The sequence below is a fragment of the Streptosporangium sp. G12 genome (assembly GCF_052983175.1).
This window is the reverse complement of sequence record NZ_JBRIQO010000016.1, coordinates 220531-240896: the sequence shown is the minus strand read 5'-3', so window position 1 is coordinate 240896 and position 20366 is coordinate 220531. Positions and strand designations below refer to the sequence as shown.

Genomic DNA, 20366 nt, shown 5'->3' with positions numbered 1-20366 from the left:
GCCTCGGGGCGAGGGTCTCCACGTTCAAGGAGAATCGATGACTGCCAAGCGCACCGTGCTGGTCACCGCGCACACCGGGCGGGCGGCGGCCGTCGACAGCGCCCGGATGGTGATCCAGCGGTTCGTGGACGCCGGGTTGATCGTGCGCGTTCTCAGTGCCGAGGCCGACGAGCTCGCCTGCGCGGGGGCCGACGTGGTGCCCGCCGGTTCGGCGGCGGTCGACGCCGCCGAGATGATGATCGTGCTCGGCGGGGACGGCAGCCTCCTGAGGGCCGCCGAGCTCGCCCGGCCGGCGGGAGTGCCGCTGCTGGGGGTCAACCTCGGCCACGTGGGCTTCCTGGCCGAGGCCGAGGTGGAGGACCTGGCGGACGCGGTCGACAGCGTGGTGGACGGCCGTTACGACGTCGAGGAGCGGATGACCATCGAGGTCACCGCCCGCCTCAACGGCAAGCTGCTGGCCGACAGCTGGGCGCTGAACGAGGCCACGGTCGAGAAGAGCGAGCGGATGCTCGAGGTGGTCGCCGAGATCGACGGGCGCCCGCTGTCGCGCTGGGGGTGCGACGGGGTGATCTGCGCCACGCCGACCGGTTCGACCGCGTACGCCTTCTCCGCCGGAGGCCCGGTCGTGTGGCCCGAGGTGGAGGCTCTGCTGCTGGTGCCCATCAGCGCCCACGCCCTGTTCGCCCGCGCTCTGGTGGTCTCGCCCCGCTCCAAGCTGGCGCTGGAGATCCAGCCGGAGACGGCGGGAGCGGTGCTGTGGTGCGACGGCCGCCGCAGGTTCGACCTGCCCGCCGGGGCGAGGGTGGAGCTCAGGCGGGCCGCGCTGCCGGTACGGCTGGCGCGGCTGCACGGTCTGGAGGACACCGGGGCGCCGTTCACCGACAGGCTGGTCGCCAAGTTCGATCTCCCTGTACAGGGGTGGCGTGGCCGTGTGAGGCCCTAGTTCGTCCGGGCGGGCGACGCCTCAAGCGCGTAGGATCGTGCCCGCGCACCGCACTGATGTTCGGTGAATTCGATGTGACGGGAGGGACCAGTGCGACCTAGAGTCGAGGAGGTCCGCATCCAGGGGCTCGGCGTGATCGACGAGGCCGTCCTGGTGCTAGCGCCGGGATTCACCGTGGTCACGGGCGAGACGGGCGCGGGTAAGACCATGGTGGTGACCGGCCTGGGACTGCTGTTCGGCGGCCGTGCCGACCCCGCCCGGGTCCGCCCCGGCTCCGGCAAGACCACCATCGAGGGCACGCTGGTCGTCGACCCGGCGGGACGGGTCGCCCAGCAGGTGCAGGACGTGGGCGGCGTGGTCGAGGACGGCGAGCTGATAATCTCGCGGACGGTCTCCGTCGAGGGGCGCAGCCGCGCCTGGCTGGGCGGGCGCACCGTCCCCGTCGGCACCCTCACCTACCTGGCCGAGGACCTGGTGGCCGTGCACGGCCAGATGGACCAGCAGCGGCTGTTGCAGCCGGGCCGCCAGCGGGCCGCCCTCGACCGCTACGCCGGCGAGGAGCTGGTCAAGCCGCTGCGCGCCTACGAGCAGGCCTACAAACGGCACAAGAAGATCGCGGAGCAGCTGGACGAGCTGACCACCAGGGCCAGGGAGCGCGCCCAGGAGGCCGACCAGCTCAGGTTCGGGCTCGGCGAGATCGAGAAGGCCGACCCCAAGCCCGGCGAGGAGATCGAGCTGCGCGAGGAGGAGGAGCGGCTCTCCCACGCCGACTCCCTCAGGGGCGCCGCGGAGACGGCGCACCGGGCGCTGCTCGGTGACCCGTTGTCCGGCGAGCAGGCCATGCCGGACGCCATCGCGCTGGTCGGCGAGGCCCGCGCGGCCGTCGAGGCGGTGCGCGACTTCGACCCCGCGCTCGCCGGGATCGCCGACCGGCTCGCGGAGGCGGGCTATCTGATCTCCGACGTCGCCACCGAGCTGGCCGCGTACTTCGAGTCGGTCGACGCCGACCCGGGCAGGCTCGCGGTCGTGCAGGAGCGGCGGGCCGTGCTCATCCACGTCATCCGCAGGTACGGCCAGGACACCGCGGAGGTGCTCGCCTGGGCGGCGCGGGCCGCGGCCCGGGTGGCGGAGCTCGACGGCGACGACGATCGCATCGGCGAGCTCACCCGCGAGCACGAGGAGCTCACCGAGCGCCTCACCGAGCTGGCCGCCGAGCTGACCCGGATCAGGACGGCGGCCGCGGAGCGGTTCGGGCGGGCCGTGACCGAGGAGCTCACCGCGCTGGCCATGCCGCACGCCAGGGTGGTGGTCACCATCGCCGCCGCCCCCGAGTTCGGCCCGCAGGGCGTCGACGAGGTCGAGCTGCGCATGGCGCCGCACCCGGCCTCGCCGCTCCTGCCGCTGAACAAGGGCGCCTCCGGCGGCGAGCTGAGCCGGGTGATGCTCGCCATCGAGGTGGTGTTCGCCGGTGCCGACCCGGTCCCGACGTTCGTCTTCGACGAGGTCGACGCGGGCGTGGGCGGCAAGGCCGCGGTGGAGATCGGCCGCAGGCTGGCGCGGCTGGCCCGCACCTCCCAGGTGATCGTCGTCACCCACCTCCCGCAGGTCGCGGCCTTCGCCGACCAGCATCTCGTCGTGGAGAAGGCCGATGACGGGAGCGTGGTGCGCAGCGGCGTGATCGCCCTCGACCAGGACGGCCGGGCGCGCGAGCTCTCCCGCATGCTCGCCGGGCTCGAGGACTCCGAGCTGGGCCGCGCGCACGCCGAGGAGCTGCTGTCGATCGCCGCCGCCGACAAGGCGTGACCGGACAGCTGAAACGGGCCGAATAGGCCGGATAAAGAAGTGATGGAGCGCGTGATGGGTTGAAGGAGTAATTCGTATGGTCCGGGGGAGTAGGTGCCGGGGATTTCGGGTGACGGATCTGACACGCTGCCGGCTGTTTGGCTCTCCCGGTCGTTCCCTCTGGCAGGATGGTCATGATGAAGGTGCCGATTGACGGGCTGAAAAACGGGCTCACCGGGTACCTCCGCCGCAGGAAGGTCACCGACCTTCCCGGGGTGACGGCAGTGGCGAGAATCGATCGGCGGACCAAGAGGCTGACCAAGCGCCTCAGGGCCGGGGAAATCGCGATTATCGATCACGTTGACGTTGACCGGGTGAGCGCGGAGGCGCTTGTCGCGTGCGGCGCGGCAGGTGTCGTCGACGTCGCCTCCGGCATCAGCGGCCGCTATCCCAACCTGGGCCCGCAGATCATCGTCGACGCCGGGGTGCCGTTCGTCGACAACGCCACACCCGAGCTGTTCGAGCGGATCAAGGACGGCGACCTGGTCAGGCTGCACGAGGGCGTCATCTACCTCGACGACGAGGCGGTCGGCAAGGGCGACGTGCAGACGGCCGAGTCCGTCCAGGCCGCGATGAGCGAGGCGCGGGCCGGGCTGACGGTGCAGATCGAGGCGTTCGCGGCCAACACCATGGAGTACGTCCGCCGCGAGCGCGACCTCCTCATCGACGGGATCGGCGTTCCCGACGTCCGGACCGTCATGGAGGGCAGGCACGTCCTCATCGTGGTGCGCGGTTATCACTACAAGGAGGACATCGCCGCCCTCCGCCCCTACATCCGCGAGTACCGCCCGGTCATGATCGGGGTGGACGGCGGCGCGGACGCGCTGCTGGAGGCCGGATACCTGCCCGACATCATCGTCGGAGACTTCGACTCGGTCTCCACCAAGGCGCTCACCACCGGCGCCGAGCTGGTCGTGCACGCCTACCGCGACGGCAGGGCGCCGGGACTGGAGCGGGTCCAGCAGCTGGGCCGCACCGCGGTGCTCTTCCCGGCGATCGGCACCAGCGAGGACATCGCGATGCTGCTCGCCGACGACAAGGGCGCCGACCTCATCGTCGCCGTCGGCACCCACGCGACCCTGGTGGAGTTCCTCGACAAGGGCCGCTCCGGCATGGCCAGCACCTTCCTCACCCGCCTGCGGGTGGGCAGCAAGCTCATCGACGCGAAAGGCGTCAGCCGGCTCTACCGCAGCCGGATCTCCACACCGTCCCTGCTCCTGCTCGTCGCCACCACGCTGATCACCATGGGGGTGGCGATCGTCGTCTCCCCGGTGGGCAAGATCTGGCTGGACAGCATGCGCGACGTCTGGAGCGGCTTCATCTTCTGGCTGGTCGGACTCTTCTCGTGATCGATTTCCGCTATCACCTCGTCTCCATCGTCGCGATCTTCCTCGCGCTGTCGGTGGGCATCGTGCTGGGCACCACCCTGCTCGAAGACCCCGTCATCAAGGCGAGCGAGCTGGCCGTCAACCAGTTCCGCGAGGGCAACAACGAGCTCCGCGACCAGGTCGAGGCCCTGCAGAAGCGCGAGGCCGCCAACGACGCGTTCGTGGCCGCCGACACCCCCCGGCTGGTCGGGGACGCGCTCGCCGGCGAGAGCGTGGTGATCGTCGAGGCCCCGGGCAGCACGGCGAGCGTGCGCGAGGGGGCGCAGCAGGTGATCGAGGAGGCGGGGGCGACCGTGACCGGCCGGATCACCCTCGCCGAGCGATACACCGATCCCGCCCAAGCGGGCTTCCTCGACAAGCTGGCCGTCGGCGCCAAGGCCCCCGAGACCGTCTTCTCCGTCGAGGACACGGCGTACGACAAGGCGGCCGAGGTGCTCGCCGGCGCGATCCTGACCAGTGACTCCAGCCAGGTGGGCAAGGAGCACCCTGCCGGAGCCGGCATCCTCGACGCCTTCCAGCGCGGCGGACTGCTCACCGTCACCGGCGAACCCGCCAAGCGCGCCGAGGTGGCCCTGGTGATCGCCCCGGCGGAGGCGTACACCGGGGAGACCGCGGGCGAGCAGGCGAGCGCGCTCGTGACGCTGGCGGTCGGCCTGGACGACGCGGGCCAGGGCACCGTGCTGGCCGGTACGCAGACCTCGGTCGCGACCGGCGGGGTCATCGCCGCGCTCCGCGAGGACGCGGCCCTCACCGAGAAGGTCTCCAGCGTCGACACGGCCGATATGCCCGCGGGACGGGTCGTGGTGGTCTACGCTCTCCGAGAGCAACTCACCGGGCTGGCCGGCCAGTACGGCATCGGCCCCGGCGTCTCCGGCATCGAGCCCAGCGCGACGCCGACCCCCACGGCCGTCCCCACGGCCACCACCGGAGGATGACCCGATGGCTCGTCGCGCTTTCCCCCGAGCCCTCGCGGGTGCCCTCGCCGGCGCGTTCCTCGGCGCGGTCGCCGCGCGTGCCGCGTACGCCGCCTTCACCCGCAGGCCCCCGGTCGGCGACGCGGAGACCTGGGCCCGGACGAACCACCGGGGCGAGCCGATCACCCTGCTGGAGGGCCCGGCGTTCGTCGCCGGTGCCGGGGCCGCCGCGGCCGTGATCCCCGGGCTGCCCGGCGGGATCCGGGTGGCGGCGCTGCTGGCGGTGGCGGGCGGCGGCGGCCTCGGAGCCTACGACGACCTGTACGGCGCGACCTCGTCCAAGGGGTTCAAGGGGCATCTGAGCGCCCTGGCCAAGGGCGAGGTCACCAGCGGGGCCGTGAAGATCCTCGGCATCGGCGCGACCGGCCTGGCCGCCGCCGCCGTCACCTCCCGCGGCCCCTTCGATGTCATCGTCAACGGCGGGCTGATCGCCGGGAGCGCCAACCTGGTCAACCTCTTCGACCTGCGGCCAGGCCGCGCCGTCAAGGTGGGCCTGCTCGCGGGGGCGCCCCTGCTCGCCGCGGGGCTGCTCAAGGACGACCCGGTCCCGGCCACCCTGGTCGCGCTCCCCATGGGAGCCGCCGCTGCGCTGCTGCCCGAGGACCTCGGCGAGCGGGCGATGCTCGGCGACGCGGGAGCCAACGCGCTGGGCGCTCTCCTCGGCCTGGCCGCCGCCGTCACCCTGGGCCGGCCCGGACGGCTGGCCGTGCTCGGCACCGTGGTCGCGTTGACCGCGGCCTCGGAGAGGATCAGCTTCACCAAGGTGATCGCGGGCAACTCCCTTCTGCACCGCGTCGACATGCTCGGCCGTCGCCCTGTGGAGCAGGCACCCGCCCCCCGATGAGCACGAGGATCGCGCGGGGGGTCGCGGGAGCGGCACTTCTCATCGGAGTCGTGACCGTCCTGGCCCGGCTCGTCGGGTTCGGCCGCTATCTCGTCCAGTCGCAGAGCGTCGGCAACAGCTGCCTGGGCACCGCCTACAACACCGCCAACTACGTGCCCAACATCGTCTTCGAGCTGGTCGCGGGCGGCGTGCTGGCCGGGATGGTGGTGCCGGTGCTGGCCTCGGCGGCCGCCAGGTCCGATGACGACCCCGAGGCCAGGGCCGAGGTGAGCAGGACCACCTCGGCGCTGCTCACCTGGGCGATGCTCGTCCTGGTGCCGCTGACGCTGCTCATCGTCGCGTTCGCCGGGCCGATCGTCGCGCTGCTCATGGGCGATCCGCACGGATGCGACCCGGCCGGCGTCGTCGAGGCCGGCACCGGCATGCTCGTCGTCTTCGCCCCGCGGATGATCTTCTTCGGGCTGGCCGTGGTGCTGTACGGGGTGCTCCAGGCACACCGGCGGTTCATGGGCCCGGCCCTGGCGCCGCTGGTCTCCAGCCTGCTCATCGTCGCCTCCAACCTGTTGTTCGAGGCGGTCAACGAGGATGCCGCCGAGAACCTGTCGAAGCTCAGCGGCGCCGGGCAGCTGTCGCTCTCCCTCGGCGCGACCGTCGCCGCCGCCGCGATGGTGCTCACCGTCGTCGGCCCGGTCTCCCGGCTCGGGCTCAGGCTGCGGCCCTCGCTGTCGTTCCCGCCCGGCGTCGCGGCCAAGGCGCGAAGGCTCGCCACCGCGGGTCTCGCCGTGCTGGTCGCGCAGCAGATCGCGTTGATCGTCGTCATCCGCCTGGCCAACGGCCTGGGCGGCGAGGGCGCGATCGCCGCCTACACCTACGCCTGGGCGCTGTACCAGCTGCCGTACGCGGTGCTCGTGATGCCCATCGCCACCAGCTCGTTCCCGGTGCTGTCCACCCGGGCGGCCGAGGGGGACACGCCGGGTTTCGACGCCCTGACCGCCTCCACCACCCGGGCCGTGCTCCTGATGACGGGGCTCGCGGCCGGGGTGATGGCGGCGGTCGCCGTACCGGTGTCGAGGGTGTTCCTGGAGGGCACCCCGGGCGGCGTCCCCGCCGAGATGGCGAGGGCCGTCGCGCTGTTCGCGCCGGGCCTGGTCGGGTACGCGCTCATGCTGCACCTGGCCCGCGTCCTGTACGCCTGCGGGCGGGGCCGGTCGGCGGCCCTCGCCTCGGTGACCGGCTGGGCCGTCGCGCTGCTGGCCCAGATCGTGCTCGCCCACACCGCGGAGGATCGGCCCGACGTGGTCGGGCAGCTGGCGCTGGGCAGCACCGTCGGCATGACCGTCGGTGGGCTGCTCCTGGCCGTCGCGGTGCTCCGCGGCAGGGGGGCGGCCGCTCTGGCGGGGACGCCGCGCACCCTGCTGGCGACCCTGGCCGGCGGCGTCGCGGCCTGGGGGGCGGGCCTGACCCTGGCCGGCGCCTTCGGCGCGGTGTCCACCTGGGCGTCCGTGGCGGTCGGGCTGGCCGCGGGCGCGGTCGGGGTGGCCGCGTTCGCGGCCGTGGCGGTGGTGATCGACAGGAAGGACGCCCAGGCGCTGCTGGCGAGGCTCCGCCGGGGGGCCGTGAGGGAGGGGAGCCGTTCCGATGGCTGACCAGGGTAAGCGCGTGGCACTCGTGCTGGGGACGAGCGCGGGAGGGGTCGGCCGGCACGTGGCCATGCTGGCCGGCGGGCTGGTGCGCGGCGGCCACCGGGTGGTCGTGGCGGGTCCGCCGAGTACGGAGCGCGCCTTCGGCTTCGCCGCCCTCGGCGCGCGCTTCGCGCCCGTGCCGATCTCCGACCGGCCCCGTCCGCTCGACGACCTGCGGGCGGTCCTGGCGCTCCGGGCGCTGCGCGGGGCGCACGCGGTGCACGCCCACGGGCTGCGGGCCGGGGCCCTGGCTGCGATCGCGCTGGCCGGGACCGGGACCGGCCTGGTGGTGACCCTGCACAACGCCGCCACCGCGGGCGGTGCCGTCGGTGCCGTCTACGGTCTCCTGGAACGGATCGTGGCCCGCCGCGCCGACCGGATCCTGGTGGTCTCCCCCGACCTGGGGGAGCGGATGACCCGCCTGGGGGCCGGGCGGGTCGAGGCCGCCGTCGTTCCGGCGCCCTCGCTGCCGCCGTCGGGGCGTGAGCCCGGCGACGTACGGCGAGAGCTCGGCACGGGTGATCGGGTGATCTTCCTGACGGTCGCGAGACTCGCCCAGCAGAAGGGGCTGGAGACCCTCCTCGACGTCGCGAAGGCCCTGCGGGGGGCTCGCGGGGACGCGGGGCCCGTCCCGGGCCGGGCGTCCGCCGAACCCGAAGGCGGCCGGGGTCCGGAGGAGCGGGCGCCCGAGGCGGTGTTCCTGGTGGCGGGGGAGGGGCCGCTGCGGGGGGAGCTGCAGGGGCGCATCGACCGGGAGAACCTGCCGGTGCGGCTGCTCGGCGACCGGGCCGACGTGGGGGATCTGCTCGGGGTGGCGAGGGCGCTGGTGGTGCCGAGCCGATGGGAGGGGCAGCCGCTCACCGTGCAGGAGGCCCTGCGGGCGGGCACGGCGGTCATCGCCACCGCGGTGGGGGGCATCCCGGCGATGGTGGGCGAGGCCGGGCTGCTGGTGCCGTACGGGGACATCACCGCGATGCGCGACGCGGTCGCGAGGGTGCTCGCCGACGACGGTCTCGCCGGGGAACTGGCCGGGGCCGCGGCCGGGCGGGGCCGTGGGCTGCCGGGCGAGCCGGAGGCGCTCGCGGCGGTGCTCGCGGTCTACACCGGGCTCTCCTGAGCGGTGGTGACCGGGCTTCCCCGAGCGGTGGTGACCGGGTTTTTCTGAGCGGGCGGTATCGGGCCCTCCCCGGGACTGCGCAGAGATTCGCGGCTTGTGCCGGATTCCTCCCTGGCGTCGGAGAGGGAGTTCTCGTGGTCTTCCGGAGGGCTGGAGAGGTTCAAGGGGCCGGTGGTCGGCGGTTCCGGAGCCGGGGGGAACAAGCGGGGGCGTCGCGATGTTGGATTAGGCGCCGCCATGCCGGACACCTATAATGGCGTGGTTAGGGGGGGAGTATCCCTTCGCGGCAGTCTCGTCATCACGGTGTTGTCTCGCTCCACGAGGCCCCCGGGGCTGTCGGTCCGCATCGTCGACCCGCTTCACGTCGACCTGTCTTCACGCGGGCGGGAGAGACCTCCGGCAGTCTGTCGTGCGCGCCGCCGGAGGTTTATCAGTTGTGAATGTTCCTGTCTGGGCATGGTTCGCCGTCATCGGCGGACTCCTGGTCATCCTCGCCTTCGACCTGTGGATCGTCGATCGAGGCGAGCCCCGAGAGTTCTCCCTCAAGCAGGCCGGGTTCTGGGTCGGCTTCTACGTCACCCTCGCCGTACTCTTCGGCATCGGGCTGCTGATCTTCGCGGGTCCCACCCCAGCGGGCCAGTTCGTCGCCGGGTATCTCACCGAGTACAGCCTGAGCATCGACAACCTCTTCGTTTTCTACATCATCATGACCCGCTTCGCGGTGCCGAGGATGCACCAGCACAAGGTGCTGCTGATCGGCATCCTGATGGCGCTGGTCATGCGCGGCATCTTCATCGCGATCGGCGCGGCGGCCCTGGCCAACTTCGGCTGGCTGTTCTACGTCTTCGGCGTGTTCCTGATCTACACGGCCGTCCAGCTCGTCCGCCAGTTCGGTCAGGAGGAGCACCTCGAGGAGAACGCGGTGCTGCGCTGGGCGCGGCGGGTGCTGCCGCACACCGACGACTACGTGGGTTCCAAGATCATCGTCAAGGTCAACGGCAGGCGGCTGGTCACCCCGCTGCTGATCGTCATGATCGCCATCGGCACCACCGACCTGCTGTTCGCACTCGACTCGATTCCGGCGATCTTCGGCCTGACCACCGACGCCTTCATCGTCTTCACCGCGAACGCGTTCGCCCTGATGGGCCTGCGCCAGCTGTACTTCCTGCTGGGCGGCCTGCTCCAGAAGCTGGTCTACCTCAGCTTCGGTCTTGCGTTCATCCTCGGTTTCATCGGGGTTAAGCTGATCCTCGAGGCTCTGCACTCCAGCGGTGTCTCCTGGGCCCCCGAGGTGCCGATCTGGGTGTCGCTGTCGGTCATCGTCGTCACGATGATCGTCACCACCGTGATCAGCCTGATCAAGGCCCGGCGTGACAACCGCGTGGGCAAGGAAAACACCACCCCGGCGAGTGTCGAGCAGGGCTAGCGAATCAGCGTGTGAGGCGCTTTGCTTGTCTCATTGCGCCTTATAAGGGCTGAGAGATGGGTAACATCCTGCCCCAGAGCGGGTAGACATACCGGTCTAATGCCGCAAGACATCACAAAGGTTCCCTGTGTCCCACGATTCAGCAAGCCACATGCCAGGCCCGCTGGGCCTGGCACGTGGCGTCTCCCCGTGGTTGCTCCCGACCGTGGCCGCCGCCGCCGTAACCTCCCTGCTCAGCCGTCGTGACCGGCGCTGGGCGCTGGCGGCGGTCCCGCTGACCGCGCTCACCGGCGGGATGCTCTGGTTCTTCCGCGATCCAGATCGCACTCCGGGCACCGGGCGGATCCTGTCGCCCGCGGACGGCGTGGTGCAGAGCATCGACCCGTGGCCGGACGGCCGCACCCGGGTCGCGATCTTCATGAGCCCTCTCGACGTGCACGTCAACCGGGCGCCGCTGGCCGGCACGGTCACCTCGGTGGAACACGTGTCCGGGGGTTACCTGCCCGCGTTCAACAAGGACAGCGACACCAACGAGCGGGTCGTCTGGCACCTGGACACCGCGCTCGGCGACATCGAGCTGGTCCAGATCGCCGGCGCGGTCGCGCGCCGCATCGTGCCCTACGCGGCCGCGGGGGCGAAGGTCGCCAGGGCCGAGCGGATCGGCCTGATCAGGCTCGGCTCGCGGGTCGACGTCTACCTTCCCGAGGGGATCGCCCCGGCCGTCTCCGTGGGCCAGAAGACGGTCGCGGGGGTGACGGGTCTTGACCACGGCTGACGCGAGCTGGCCGATGGACGAGACGGACGACGAGCCACGAGGACCCGTGGGCAAGGCGTTCCGCCTGTCGGCCGCGGACTCCCTGTCTCTCGGCAACGCCCTCTGCGGCTTCCTCGCGGTCTGCGTGCTGGCCTGGTCGGCCATCAGCGCGCTGCAGCAGGACAAGCCCTTCGCGGCCGACCCCCGGTTCTTCGGCACCGCCGTGGTGCTCCTGCTGATCGGCGCCACCTGCGACCTGTTCGACGGCCTGGTGGCCCGCAAGTTCCGCGCCTCGGCCATGGGCGCCGAGCTGGACAACCTCGCCGATGTGATCAGTTTCGGCTTCGCGCCCGCCTTCATGGTGGTCATCTGGGCGGGGTTCAACCAGCAGATCCCCTTCCTGCTGGTGATGGCCGCGGCGTCGTCGGTGCTGCTGGCCGGGGTCATCAGGCTCGCGCGCTTCGCCTGCGTGAAGACCAAGAGTGGCGACTTCATGGGGCTGCCCATCCCGATGGGCGCGATGACCGTGGTCTCGGTCGTGCTGCTGTTCCCCCCGTCGATCTGGACGATCCTGCCCGTCTTCGGGGTGGCGTACCTCATGGTGAGCCGGATCGAGTACCCCAAGCCCAAGGGCAATCTGGCCGCCGCCGTGCTCGCCTGGATGATGATCAACGTCGCCTGCCTGACCATCTGGGTCGCGGGCCTGGCCGGCGGCGACACGCTGATCAAGGTCGGGGCCGTCATGCAGATGACGATCGTGGCGACCATCCCGCTGCGGGTCCTGATGTTCAAGAGGGAGAAGCGCAAGGAACAGCGCAAGGCGTCGGCCGAGGTCGGCTGACCGCCCGCGGCGTGCTCACGCCGTTTCCCCGCGGGCATGGCGGATGGTCGCCGGTACGCCATGCCCGAATCCGTTCTCGTCCCGGAATGCCCCGGCCCGCTTCCCATGTCCGGCGCGGCTGCGTTCAATTGCCTCATGGGAGCTGAGCCGCATGAGCACACCCGCACCTACTTCCTCGGCATGCTCGCCCGCGAGCTGGAGCTGAGAGGCATGAGCGTGACGCTCAAGCGGAGCCCGCCGTCTCTGCGGGTCAGCGATCCCGAGGCGGCGATGTTCAACGAGACCCTCGACTGCGTCCCGCTGGCCGAGGGCTGGTTCTACCGCTGGTCCTGGGGCGACCTGGTGGAGCGGGTGGAGGATCCGGCCAAGGCCGCGGATCGGATCCTCCGGGTCTTCGGCGGCTGACGTCCGCCTTCCCGCCGCGCTCGGGCCCCACCCGGGCGGCGGGGAGTCCGGCCGTACGGGCCCGGACTCCCCGCCGCCCGAGCGGGGGTGTCACCAGCCGCGCTCGCGCCACTCGGGCAGCGAGGGGCGCTCGGCGCCCAGCGTGGTGTCCTTGCCGTGGCCCGGGTAGACCCAGGTGTCGTCCGGCAGCCGGTCGAAGATCCGCTCCGACACGTCGGCGAAGAGCCGGGCGAACCGTTCGGGGTCCTTGTTGGTGTTGCCGACGCCGCCTGGGAAGAGCGAGTCGCCGGTGAACAGGTGGCCCGGGTAGTGCAGGGCGATCGAGCCGGGGGTGTGCCCGCGCAGGTGGATCACCTCCAGGCTGACCACGCCGACGGTGACACCGTCGCCGTCCTCCACCTCCAGGTCCACCGGCACCGGCAGCGCGCCCGCGTCGAGCGGGTGGGCGATCACCGAGGCGCCGGTCGCCCTGGCGACCTCCTCCAGGGCCTGCCAGTGGTCGCCGTGCTGGTGGGTGGTGACGATCTTGCTGATCGGCTGGTCGCCGATGAGTTCGAGCAGCCGGTCGGGCTCGGCGGCCGCGTCGATGAGCGCGCCGTCGCCGGTCTGGGTGCACCGGACCAGGTAGGCGTTGTTGTCGAACGGGCCGACGGCCAGCTTGGCGATCGTCAGGGCGGGCAGCTCGCGCAGGTCGGCGGGGCCGCCGACCTGAACATCACCGGTGTACGTCACGGATTCTCCTCGGACGGGGTCGCGGGAGGGCAGGGCGGTGCGCGCTCTGCCCCCGTCACCCTCATCATTCCGCCCGGCGGGCAGGTTGGGGCATAAGGCGGGTGTTCACATCGTTGAAACCGTGGGCCACCTGCCAGGTCTGGGTGAAGGCCGTAGTCTGGAGAGGGCGGGAAAACGACTCCGGACGCCGGTCCGGAAAATTGTCGGCCCCTCTCGCTAGTCTTCCCGCGACCGCTTCCAACCCTCTATCAACGACGTCGGGACTGCTGTGGCTGACCGCCTCATCGTGCGTGGTGCACGTGAACACAACCTCAAGGACGTCTCGCTGGAGCTGCCGCGAGACTCTCTGATCGTCTTCACCGGACTGTCCGGCTCGGGCAAGTCCAGCCTGGCCTTCGACACGATCTTCGCCGAAGGCCAGCGCCGCTATGTCGAATCGCTGTCGGCGTACGCGCGGCAGTTCCTCGGGCAGATGGACAAGCCCGACGTCGACTTCATCGAGGGGCTCTCGCCCGCGGTGTCGATCGACCAGAAGTCGACGAGCCGCAACCCCCGTTCCACCGTCGGCACGATCACCGAGGTGTACGACTACCTGCGCCTGCTCTGGGCGCGGATCGGCAAGCCGCACTGCCCGCAGTGCGGGCGGGCGATCGCCAGGCAGAGCCCCGAGCAGATCGTCGACCGGGTCATGGAGCTGGAGGAGGGCACCCGCTTCCAGGTGCTCGCCCCGGTGGTCCGCGGCCGCAAGGGCGAGTACGCCGAGCTCTTCACCCAGCTCCAGGCGAAGGGCTTCGCCCGCGCCCGCGTCGACGGCACGGTGGTCCGGCTGGACGAGCCGCCGACGCTGAAGAAGCAGGAGAAGCACGACATCGAGGTGATCGTCGACCGGCTGGCCGTGAAGGAGGGCGCGAGCAGCCGCCTGACCGGCTCGGTGGAGACCGCCCTGAACCTGTCGGGCGGGACGATCACCCTGGAGTTCGTCGACCTGCCCGAGGACGACCCCAACCGCGAGCGCTTCTACTCCGAGCACCTCTACTGCCCCTACGACGACCTGTCGTTCGAGGAACTGGAGCCTCGCTCGTTCTCGTTCAACTCGCCCTTCGGCGCCTGCCCGGAGTGCACGGGCCTGGGCGTCCGGATGGAGGTCGACCCCGACCTGGTCGTGCCCGACCCGGAGAGGCCGCTGGGCGAGGGCGCGCTCTCCCCGTGGGCCGGCGGCCACACCAGCGACTACTTCGTACGCCTGGTCGAGGCGCTCGGCCTGACCATGGGCTTCGGTCTCGACACCCCGTGGGAGCGGCTCCCCAAGAAGGCGCAGAAGGCCCTGCTGTACGGCCACGACGAGCAGGTCCACGTCCGCTACAGCAACCGCTACGGCCGCCAGCGCTCCTACTACACCACCTTCGAGGGGGTCATCCCCTGGGTGCAGCGCCGCCACGGCGAGTCCGACAGCGACGGCATGCGCGAGAAGTACGAAGGCTACATGCGGGAGATCCCGTGCCCGGCCTGCGAGGGGGCCAGGCTCAAGCCGGTCTCGCTCGCCGTCACGGTCGACGACCGCTCGATCGCCGACGTCTCGTCGATGTCGATCGGCGACTGCGCGGCGTTCCTGGCGGGGCTGAAGCTGTCCGACCGCGACATGCAGATCGCCGAGCGGGTGGTCAAGGAGATCAACGCCCGGATGGGCTTCCTGCTCGACGTGGGTCTCGACTACCTGACCATGGACCGGGCCTCCGGCACCCTCGCCGGTGGCGAGGCGCAGCGCATCCGGCTCGCCACCCAGATCGGCTCGGGCCTGGTCGGGGTGCTGTACGTGCTGGACGAGCCCTCCATCGGCCTGCACCAGCGGGACAACCAGCGGCTGCTGGAGACCCTGATCAGGCTGCGTGACATGGGCAACACGCTCATCGTGGTCGAGCACGACGAGGACACCATCGCCGCCGCCGACTGGGTGGTCGACATCGGCCCCGGGGCGGGTGAGCACGGCGGCCAGGTCGTCGTCTCGGGCACCGTGGCCGACCTGCTGGCCTCGGAGACCTCGATGACCGGCGCCTACCTGTCCGGCCGCAAGACGATCGCGATCCCCGCCACCCGCCGTAAGCGTGACAAGAAGCGGCAGATCACCGTGAAGGGCGCCCGCGAGCACAACCTCAAGGGCGTCGACGTGGAGTTCCCGCTGGGGCTGCTGACCGCGGTCACCGGGGTCTCGGGGTCCGGCAAGTCCACCCTGGTGAACGACATCCTCTACAACGCGCTGGCCAAGGAGCTGAACGGTGCGCGCACCGTCCCCGGCCGCCACGCGCGGGTCAACGGGATGGACCTGGTCGACAAGGTCGTGCACGTCGACCAGTCGGCGATCGGCCGCACGCCCCGGTCCAACCCGGCGACCTACACCGGTGTCTTCGACAAGGTCCGCGACCTGTTCGCGCAGACCACCGAGGCCAAGGTCCGCGGCTACCAGAAGGGCCGGTTCAGCTTCAACGTCAAGGGCGGCCGGTGCGAGGCCTGCTCGGGAGACGGCACCCTCAAGATCGAGATGAACTTCCTGCCGGACGTCTACGTGCCCTGCGAGGTCTGTCACGGGGCGCGCTACAACCGGGAGACCCTGGAGGTCCACTACAAGGGCAAGACGATCTCCGAGGTGCTCGACATGCCGATCGAGGAGGCCCTGGACTTCTTCGACTCCATCCCGGCCATCAAGCGCTACCTGAAGACGCTCAACGACGTCGGCCTGGGCTACGTCAGGCTCGGCCAGCCCGCCACGACCCTGTCCGGCGGCGAGGCCCAGCGCGTCAAGCTCGCCTCCGAGCTGCAGCGCCGCTCCACCGGCCGGACGATCTACGTGCTCGACGAGCCCACCACCGGCCTGCACTTCGAGGACATCCGCAGGCTGCTGGGCGTCCTGGGCAAGCTCGTCGACGGGGGCAACACGGTCATCGTCATCGAGCACAACCTCGACGTGATCAAGACCGCCGACTGGCTGATCGACATGGGCCCCGAGGGCGGCTCCCGGGGCGGCAGCGTGCTCGCCGTCGGCACGCCCGAGGAGGTCGCCCTGGTCGACGAGAGTCACACGGGCCGCTTCCTGGGCAAGATCCTCGGCAGCTGAAGGCCGGATTCCGGACCGGGCCGCCCCGTCAATACCCTTGACGCGGAGCCCGGTTCCGATCCGGGGACGATGTTGCGAGAAGGGCCGAGATGAGCACGCAGGAGGCCTCCGCCATGCCCGCGCGCAGGCAGGTGATCGCCGCCGCGGGGGCCGTGGCGTGCGGGGCGGCGCTGGCCGGGTGCGGCGGCGGGGAGTCCGCCGCCGCCATCGTGCCGCCGGGGATCAAGGGGAAGGTCATCGCGCGGACCACCGACATCCCGGTGGGCGGCGGCAAGGTGATCACCAAGTGGAAGATCGTGATCACCCAGCCGTCCTCGGGGGTGTTCAGGGCGTTCACGGCGAGCTGCCCGCACCGGGGGTGCGCGGTCGGCAGGGTCGGGGACGGCGTGATCCGCTGCCCCTGCCACGGCAGCGAGTTCGCCGCCGACTCCGGCAAGTGCCTCAAGGGCCCGGCGGAGGCGCCGCTGGTCCAGTACGCGCTGAAGGTCGAGGGCGACGGGATCGTCATGGTCTGACGGTCCGCGCCGTCTTCCCCTCGGGGCGGCGCGGGTCCTGTCGGGAGTGCAGGAGCCGGTTGGCCGGGTCCGAAGCCCACCCCGAGGGTTTCCAGGGGGATTCTCCGGATGGCCCGGAAAGAGGGCTGAGGTGGTAATTCTTCACAGTCTCCTGACATGACGTACGGCATGCTGAACCGTCATCGGGGTTCCAGCCGTACCTGAAGATGATGATCCTGGAGGATATTCATGACTGAGACGACACGTCGTACCGTGATATTGAGCGCCGGTGGGGCCGGGATGGCCGCGGTGCTGACCGCGTGCGCGGGATACGGAGAGCCCGCGGCGGACGGCGGGGACACATCCGCGACCGCCGCCTCGCAGGCGCCGGAGGCGGCCGAGACGAGCGCGGGTGCCGAAGGGAACTCCGGGGCGAACGCCCTGGCCAAGACCGCGGACATCCCCGAGGGGGGCGGCAAGGTCTTCAAGGACGAGAAGATCGTGATCACCCAGCCGACCGCGGGGGAGTTCAAGGCGTTCAGCTCCGTCTGCACCCACCAGGGGTGCGACGTCGACAAGATCGTGGACGGCACCATCGACTGCCCGTGTCACGGCAGCAAGTTCAAGATCACTGACGGTTCCGTGGCGAACGGCCCGGCCGACAAGCCGCTGGAGGAGAAGGCGATCAAGGTGGACGGCGACTCCATCGTCCTCGCTTGAACCCGGCCGCGGGCCCGCCGCCGGGAGGAACGTCCCGGCGGGGGGCCGGGTGTCACGCGGCGGCCCCCGTACGGCCCGGGTCACCTCGCGGAGCGGCGGGCCTCGCATGAGGGTGTGGCCCGCCCCGCCGGGGCCGGGCCGCCGGGCCGTGTCCCGGCTGCCGGCCGGGCGGGAAGGCCGCCACGAAGGCCGGCGGGGAAAGCTGTAAGGAAACCTGTCGGTCCGGGCCGATAGTCTTTCCGTGTGGCGAGATCTGTGGGTGGTCCGGTGAGTTTCCGGCCGAAGCCGGGGTCCATCCCCGAGTCCCCGGGCGTCTACCGGTTCAAGGACGCCGAGGGCCGGGTCGTCTACGTCGGCAAGGCCAAGAGCCTGCGCCAGCGGCTCAACTCCTACTTCGCCGACTTCGCGGGCCTGCACCCGCGCACCCAGACCATGCTCACGACGGCCGTGGACGTCGACTGGACGGTCGTCGGCACCGAGGTCGAGGCGCTCCAGCTCGAATACTCCTGGATCAAGGAGTACGACCCCCGGTTCAACGTCAAGTACCGCGACGACAAGTCCTACCCCTACCTCGCGGTCACCATGGGTGAGGAGTTCCCCCGGGTCCAGGTGCTGCGCGGCGCCAAGCGCAAAGGCACCCGTTACTTCGGCCCCTACTCCCACGCCTGGGCGATCAGGGAGACCGTCGACCTGCTGCTGCGGGTCTTCCCGATCAGGAGCTGCTCGGGCGGGGTGTTCAAGCGGGCCGCGCAGATCGGCCGCCCCTGCCTGCTGGGCTACATCGACAAGTGCTCCGCCCCCTGCGTCGGCCGGGTCACCGCCGAGGAGCACCGGGAGCTGGCCGACGACTTCTGCGAGTTCATGGCGGGCAACACCGGCCGGTTCGTCAAGCGGCTGGAGCGCGAGATGCGCGAGGCCGCCGTCGCGCAGGAGTACGAGCGGGCCGCCAGGCTGCGTGACGACATCCAGGCGCTGCAGCGGGCGATGGAGAAGCAGGCCGTGGTCCTCGGCGACAACACCGACTGCGACGTGGTCGCCCTGGCGGAGGATCCGCTGGAGGCCGCCGTCCAGGTGTTCTACGTGCGCAGCGGGCGGATCAGGGGACAGCGCGGCTGGGTGGTCGACAAGGTCGACGAGGTCGCGCCGGGCGAGCTGGTCGAGCAGTTCCTGCTGCAGATGTACGGCGACGCGGCCGCCGAGGCGCTGCCCAGGGAGGTGCTGGTGCCCGTCCTGCCCCCCGACGCCGAGGCGGTCACCGAGCTGCTCGGCGAGCACCGCGGGGCACGGGTGGAGATCAGGGTCCCCCAGCGCGGCGACAAGAGGTCGCTGATGGAGACCGTCGAGCGCAACGCCGTCGAGTCCCTGAAGCAGCACAAGCTGAGGCGGGCCAGCGACCTGACCGCGCGCAGCAGGGCGCTGCAGGAGGTCGCCGACGCCCTCGACCTCGACCAGGTGCCGCTGCGCATCGAGTGCTACGACGTCTCCCACATCCAGGGCACCAACGTGGTGGCCTCCATGGTGGTGTTCGAGGACGGCCTGGCCCGCAAGAGCGAGTACCGCAGGTTCTCCGTGCGCTCCACCGAGGGTGACGTCGCCTCCATCCACGAGGTGATCTCCCGCCGGTTCAAGCGCTATCTGGAGGAGCGCTCCGCGACCGGGGAGCTCGACGCGGACGCCGGGGCCGATCCCGCGGAAGAGGCCGCAGAAGAGCCGGGGGAGGGGTTGCGGACGCCGGGCATCGACCCGGAGACCGGCAAACCGCGCAAGTTCGCCTACCCGCCCAACCTGGTCGTCGTCGACGGCGGTCCCGCGCAGGCCGCGGCGGCCCGCAGGGCGCTCGACGAGCTGGGCGTGGACGACGTGGCGGTGTGCGGCCTGGCCAAGCGGCTGGAGGAGGTCTGGCTGCCCGGCGAGGACCTGCCGGTGATCCTCGCCCGCTCCAGCGAGGCCCTTTACCTTCTCCAGCGGGTACGCGACGAGGCCCACCGCTTCGCCATCGCCTACCATCGATCCAAACGGTCGAAGAGCGTCAAGGAAAGCGCTCTGGACGAGGTCCCCGGTCTCGGCCCGGCCCGCAGGCAGGCGTTGATCAAGCATTTCGGATCGGTGAAGCGGCTGCGGGAGGCGACCGCGGCGCAGATCTGCGAGGTTCCCGGGATCGGCCCCTCGACGGCCGAGACGATCGTGTCGGTCTTGAAGGGGCAGAACCCATGAGCGAAAGAGAGCCCGCGTTCGTCCTCGTCACCGGAATGTCGGGGGCGGGGCGGAGCACCGCCGCCAAGGCCCTGGAGGACCTGGGGTGGTTCGTCATCGACAACCTGCCGCCCGGGCTGCTGTTCGCCATGGCCGAGGAGGCGGGGCGGGTCAAGCTGGCCGCCGACAAGGTGGCCGCGGTGGTCGACGTGCGCAGCCTGGCCTTCACCAGCGACCTCAACAGCGCGATCGAGGAGCTGGAGGGGCGCGGCGTCGCCGTGCGCGTGGTGTTCCTGGAGGCCAGTGACGAGGAGCTGGTCCGCAGGTTCGAGAACGTCCGCCGCCCGCACCCGCTGCAGAGCGACGGCCGCCTGGTCGACGGGATCGCCCGCGAGCGCGGCATCCTGCGCGAGGTCCGGGCCAACGCCGACCTGGTGATCGACACCTCCAACCTCAACGTCCACGAGCTCCGCGGGAAGATCGTCGCCTTCTTCGGCGGCGAGGACCGCCCCGGCCTGCGGGTCAACGTCGTCTCCTTCGGCTACAAGTACGGCCTGCCCGTCGACGCGGACCTGGTCGTCGACTGCCGGTTCCTGCCCAATCCCCACTGGGTTCCCGAACTTCGCCCCATGAACGGACTGGACGCTCCCGTGCGGGAGTACGTTCTCAACCAAGCGGGTGCGAAGGAACTCCTCGACGCCTACGAGGAGGTGTTCGCCATCATCGCCTCCGGCTACACCCGTGAGGGCAAGAGCTACGCCACGCTCGCCGTCGGCTGCACCGGCGGCAAGCATCGCAGTGTCGCCATGGCCGAGCAGCTCGGCGGCCGGCTGCGCGATAGGGGTGGCATGGAGGTGCAGGTGAGCCATCGGGATGTGGGCCGGGAGTGAACGAAGGTCTCA

The 20366-nt window shown here is 71.1% G+C and carries 17 protein-coding genes; 16 read left to right on the top strand and 1 reads right to left on the bottom strand.

From position 1 onward, the window contains the following. Positions 1–37 precede the first annotated feature (37 nt). The 11 genes from ACVCAG_RS24945 (at position 38) to ACVCAG_RS24895 (ending at position 12216) form a co-directional block, all read left to right on the top strand. Positions 38–943, top strand: coding sequence for an NAD kinase (locus ACVCAG_RS24945; RefSeq protein WP_440085028.1), 906 nt, complete (start codon positions 38–40; stop codon positions 941–943). Between the two features lie 90 nt (positions 944–1033). After that, positions 1034–2746 carry a DNA repair protein RecN gene (recN, locus tag ACVCAG_RS24940; protein WP_440085027.1) on the top strand — a complete coding sequence of 571 codons (1713 nt, stop codon included), beginning with the start codon at positions 1034–1036 and terminating at the stop codon, positions 2744–2746. Between the two features lie 176 nt (positions 2747–2922). Further along, complete coding sequence (gene steA, locus ACVCAG_RS24935) at positions 2923–4134, top strand: putative cytokinetic ring protein SteA (protein WP_440085026.1); 1212 nt, start codon at positions 2923–2925, stop codon at positions 4132–4134. Beyond that, positions 4131–5108 (top strand): copper transporter, encoded by a 978-nt coding sequence (locus ACVCAG_RS24930; protein ID WP_440085025.1) that lies wholly within the window; start codon positions 4131–4133, stop codon positions 5106–5108. The genes steA and ACVCAG_RS24930 overlap by 4 nt, the downstream gene beginning before the upstream one ends. Positions 5109–5112: 4 nt before the next feature. Continuing rightward, positions 5113–5991 (top strand): hypothetical protein, encoded by an 879-nt coding sequence (locus tag ACVCAG_RS24925; protein WP_447190360.1) that lies wholly within the window; start codon positions 5113–5115, stop codon positions 5989–5991. Further along, complete coding sequence (gene murJ, locus ACVCAG_RS24920) at positions 5988–7637, top strand: murein biosynthesis integral membrane protein MurJ (protein WP_447190359.1); 1650 nt, start codon at positions 5988–5990, stop codon at positions 7635–7637. Before ACVCAG_RS24925 ends, murJ begins: the two co-directional genes overlap by 4 nt. Beyond that, positions 7630–8790: a glycosyltransferase family 4 protein gene (locus tag ACVCAG_RS24915; RefSeq protein WP_447190358.1), complete on the top strand. Its 1161-nt coding sequence runs from the start codon at positions 7630–7632 to the stop codon at positions 8788–8790. The genes murJ and ACVCAG_RS24915 overlap by 8 nt, the downstream gene beginning before the upstream one ends. 436 nt (positions 8791–9226) lie before the next feature. Then, positions 9227–10216, top strand: a complete 990-nt coding sequence (locus ACVCAG_RS24910; protein ID WP_440085021.1) for a TerC/Alx family metal homeostasis membrane protein — start codon at positions 9227–9229, stop codon at positions 10214–10216. Positions 10217–10343: 127 nt separating this feature from the next. After that, positions 10344–10991 (top strand): phosphatidylserine decarboxylase, encoded by a 648-nt coding sequence (locus tag ACVCAG_RS24905; RefSeq protein WP_440085020.1) that lies wholly within the window; start codon positions 10344–10346, stop codon positions 10989–10991. Further along, complete coding sequence (pssA, locus tag ACVCAG_RS24900; RefSeq protein WP_440066003.1) at positions 10978–11811, top strand: CDP-diacylglycerol--serine O-phosphatidyltransferase; 834 nt, start codon at positions 10978–10980, stop codon at positions 11809–11811. The genes ACVCAG_RS24905 and pssA overlap by 14 nt, the downstream gene beginning before the upstream one ends. A gap of 135 nt (positions 11812–11946) precedes the next feature. Further along, entirely contained in the window at positions 11947–12216 is a 270-nt protein-coding gene (locus ACVCAG_RS24895; protein WP_440066004.1) for a hypothetical protein, read from the top strand. A gap of 90 nt (positions 12217–12306) precedes the next feature. Here ACVCAG_RS24895 and ACVCAG_RS24890 read toward each other — a convergent pair whose 3' ends face one another. Further along, on the bottom strand, positions 12307–12948 hold the full coding sequence (locus ACVCAG_RS24890; protein WP_440085019.1) for an MBL fold metallo-hydrolase: 642 nt from the start codon (positions 12946–12948) through the stop codon (positions 12307–12309). A 268-nt stretch (positions 12949–13216) separates the two neighbouring features. On the opposite strand from ACVCAG_RS24890, the gene uvrA reads away from it, so the two are divergent. The 5 genes from uvrA to rapZ all read left to right on the top strand — a co-directional run bounded on the left by uvrA (position 13217) and on the right by rapZ (position 20354). After that, on the top strand, positions 13217–16057 hold the full coding sequence (uvrA, locus tag ACVCAG_RS24885) for an excinuclease ABC subunit UvrA (RefSeq protein ID WP_447190357.1): 2841 nt from the start codon (positions 13217–13219) through the stop codon (positions 16055–16057). Between the two features lie 89 nt (positions 16058–16146). After that, the gene (locus ACVCAG_RS24880; protein WP_440085017.1) at positions 16147–16572 is read left to right on the top strand and encodes a Rieske 2Fe-2S domain-containing protein; all 426 of its coding nucleotides are present in this window, start codon (positions 16147–16149) and stop codon (positions 16570–16572) included. 228 nt (positions 16573–16800) lie between these two features. Next, the gene (locus ACVCAG_RS24875) at positions 16801–17271 is read left to right on the top strand and encodes a Rieske 2Fe-2S domain-containing protein (protein WP_440085016.1); all 471 of its coding nucleotides are present in this window, start codon (positions 16801–16803) and stop codon (positions 17269–17271) included. Between the two features lie 255 nt (positions 17272–17526). Further along, positions 17527–19485, top strand: a complete 1959-nt coding sequence (gene uvrC, locus ACVCAG_RS24870; protein ID WP_447190364.1) for an excinuclease ABC subunit UvrC — start codon at positions 17527–17529, stop codon at positions 19483–19485. Further along, complete coding sequence (rapZ, locus tag ACVCAG_RS24865; RefSeq protein WP_440066009.1) at positions 19482–20354, top strand: RNase adapter RapZ; 873 nt, start codon at positions 19482–19484, stop codon at positions 20352–20354. The genes uvrC and rapZ overlap by 4 nt, the downstream gene beginning before the upstream one ends. Positions 20355–20366 lie beyond the last annotated feature (12 nt).

Coding starts and splice junctions, on each gene's coding strand:
- ACVCAG_RS24945 (WP_440085028.1), top strand. CDS start 38: ATGACTGCCAAGCGCACCGTGCTGGTCACCGCGCACACCGGGCGGGCG.
- steA (WP_440085026.1), top strand. CDS start 2,923: ATGAAGGTGCCGATTGACGGGCTGAAAAACGGGCTCACCGGGTACCTC.
- ACVCAG_RS24925 (WP_447190360.1), top strand. CDS start 5,113: ATGGCTCGTCGCGCTTTCCCCCGAGCCCTCGCGGGTGCCCTCGCCGGC.
- murJ (WP_447190359.1), top strand. CDS start 5,988: ATGAGCACGAGGATCGCGCGGGGGGTCGCGGGAGCGGCACTTCTCATC.
- ACVCAG_RS24915 (WP_447190358.1), top strand. CDS start 7,630: ATGGCTGACCAGGGTAAGCGCGTGGCACTCGTGCTGGGGACGAGCGCG.
- ACVCAG_RS24895 (WP_440066004.1), top strand. CDS start 11,947: ATGGGAGCTGAGCCGCATGAGCACACCCGCACCTACTTCCTCGGCATG.
- ACVCAG_RS24880 (WP_440085017.1), top strand. CDS start 16,147: ATGAGCACGCAGGAGGCCTCCGCCATGCCCGCGCGCAGGCAGGTGATC.
- ACVCAG_RS24875 (WP_440085016.1), top strand. CDS start 16,801: ATGACTGAGACGACACGTCGTACCGTGATATTGAGCGCCGGTGGGGCC.
- rapZ (WP_440066009.1), top strand. CDS start 19,482: ATGAGCGAAAGAGAGCCCGCGTTCGTCCTCGTCACCGGAATGTCGGGG.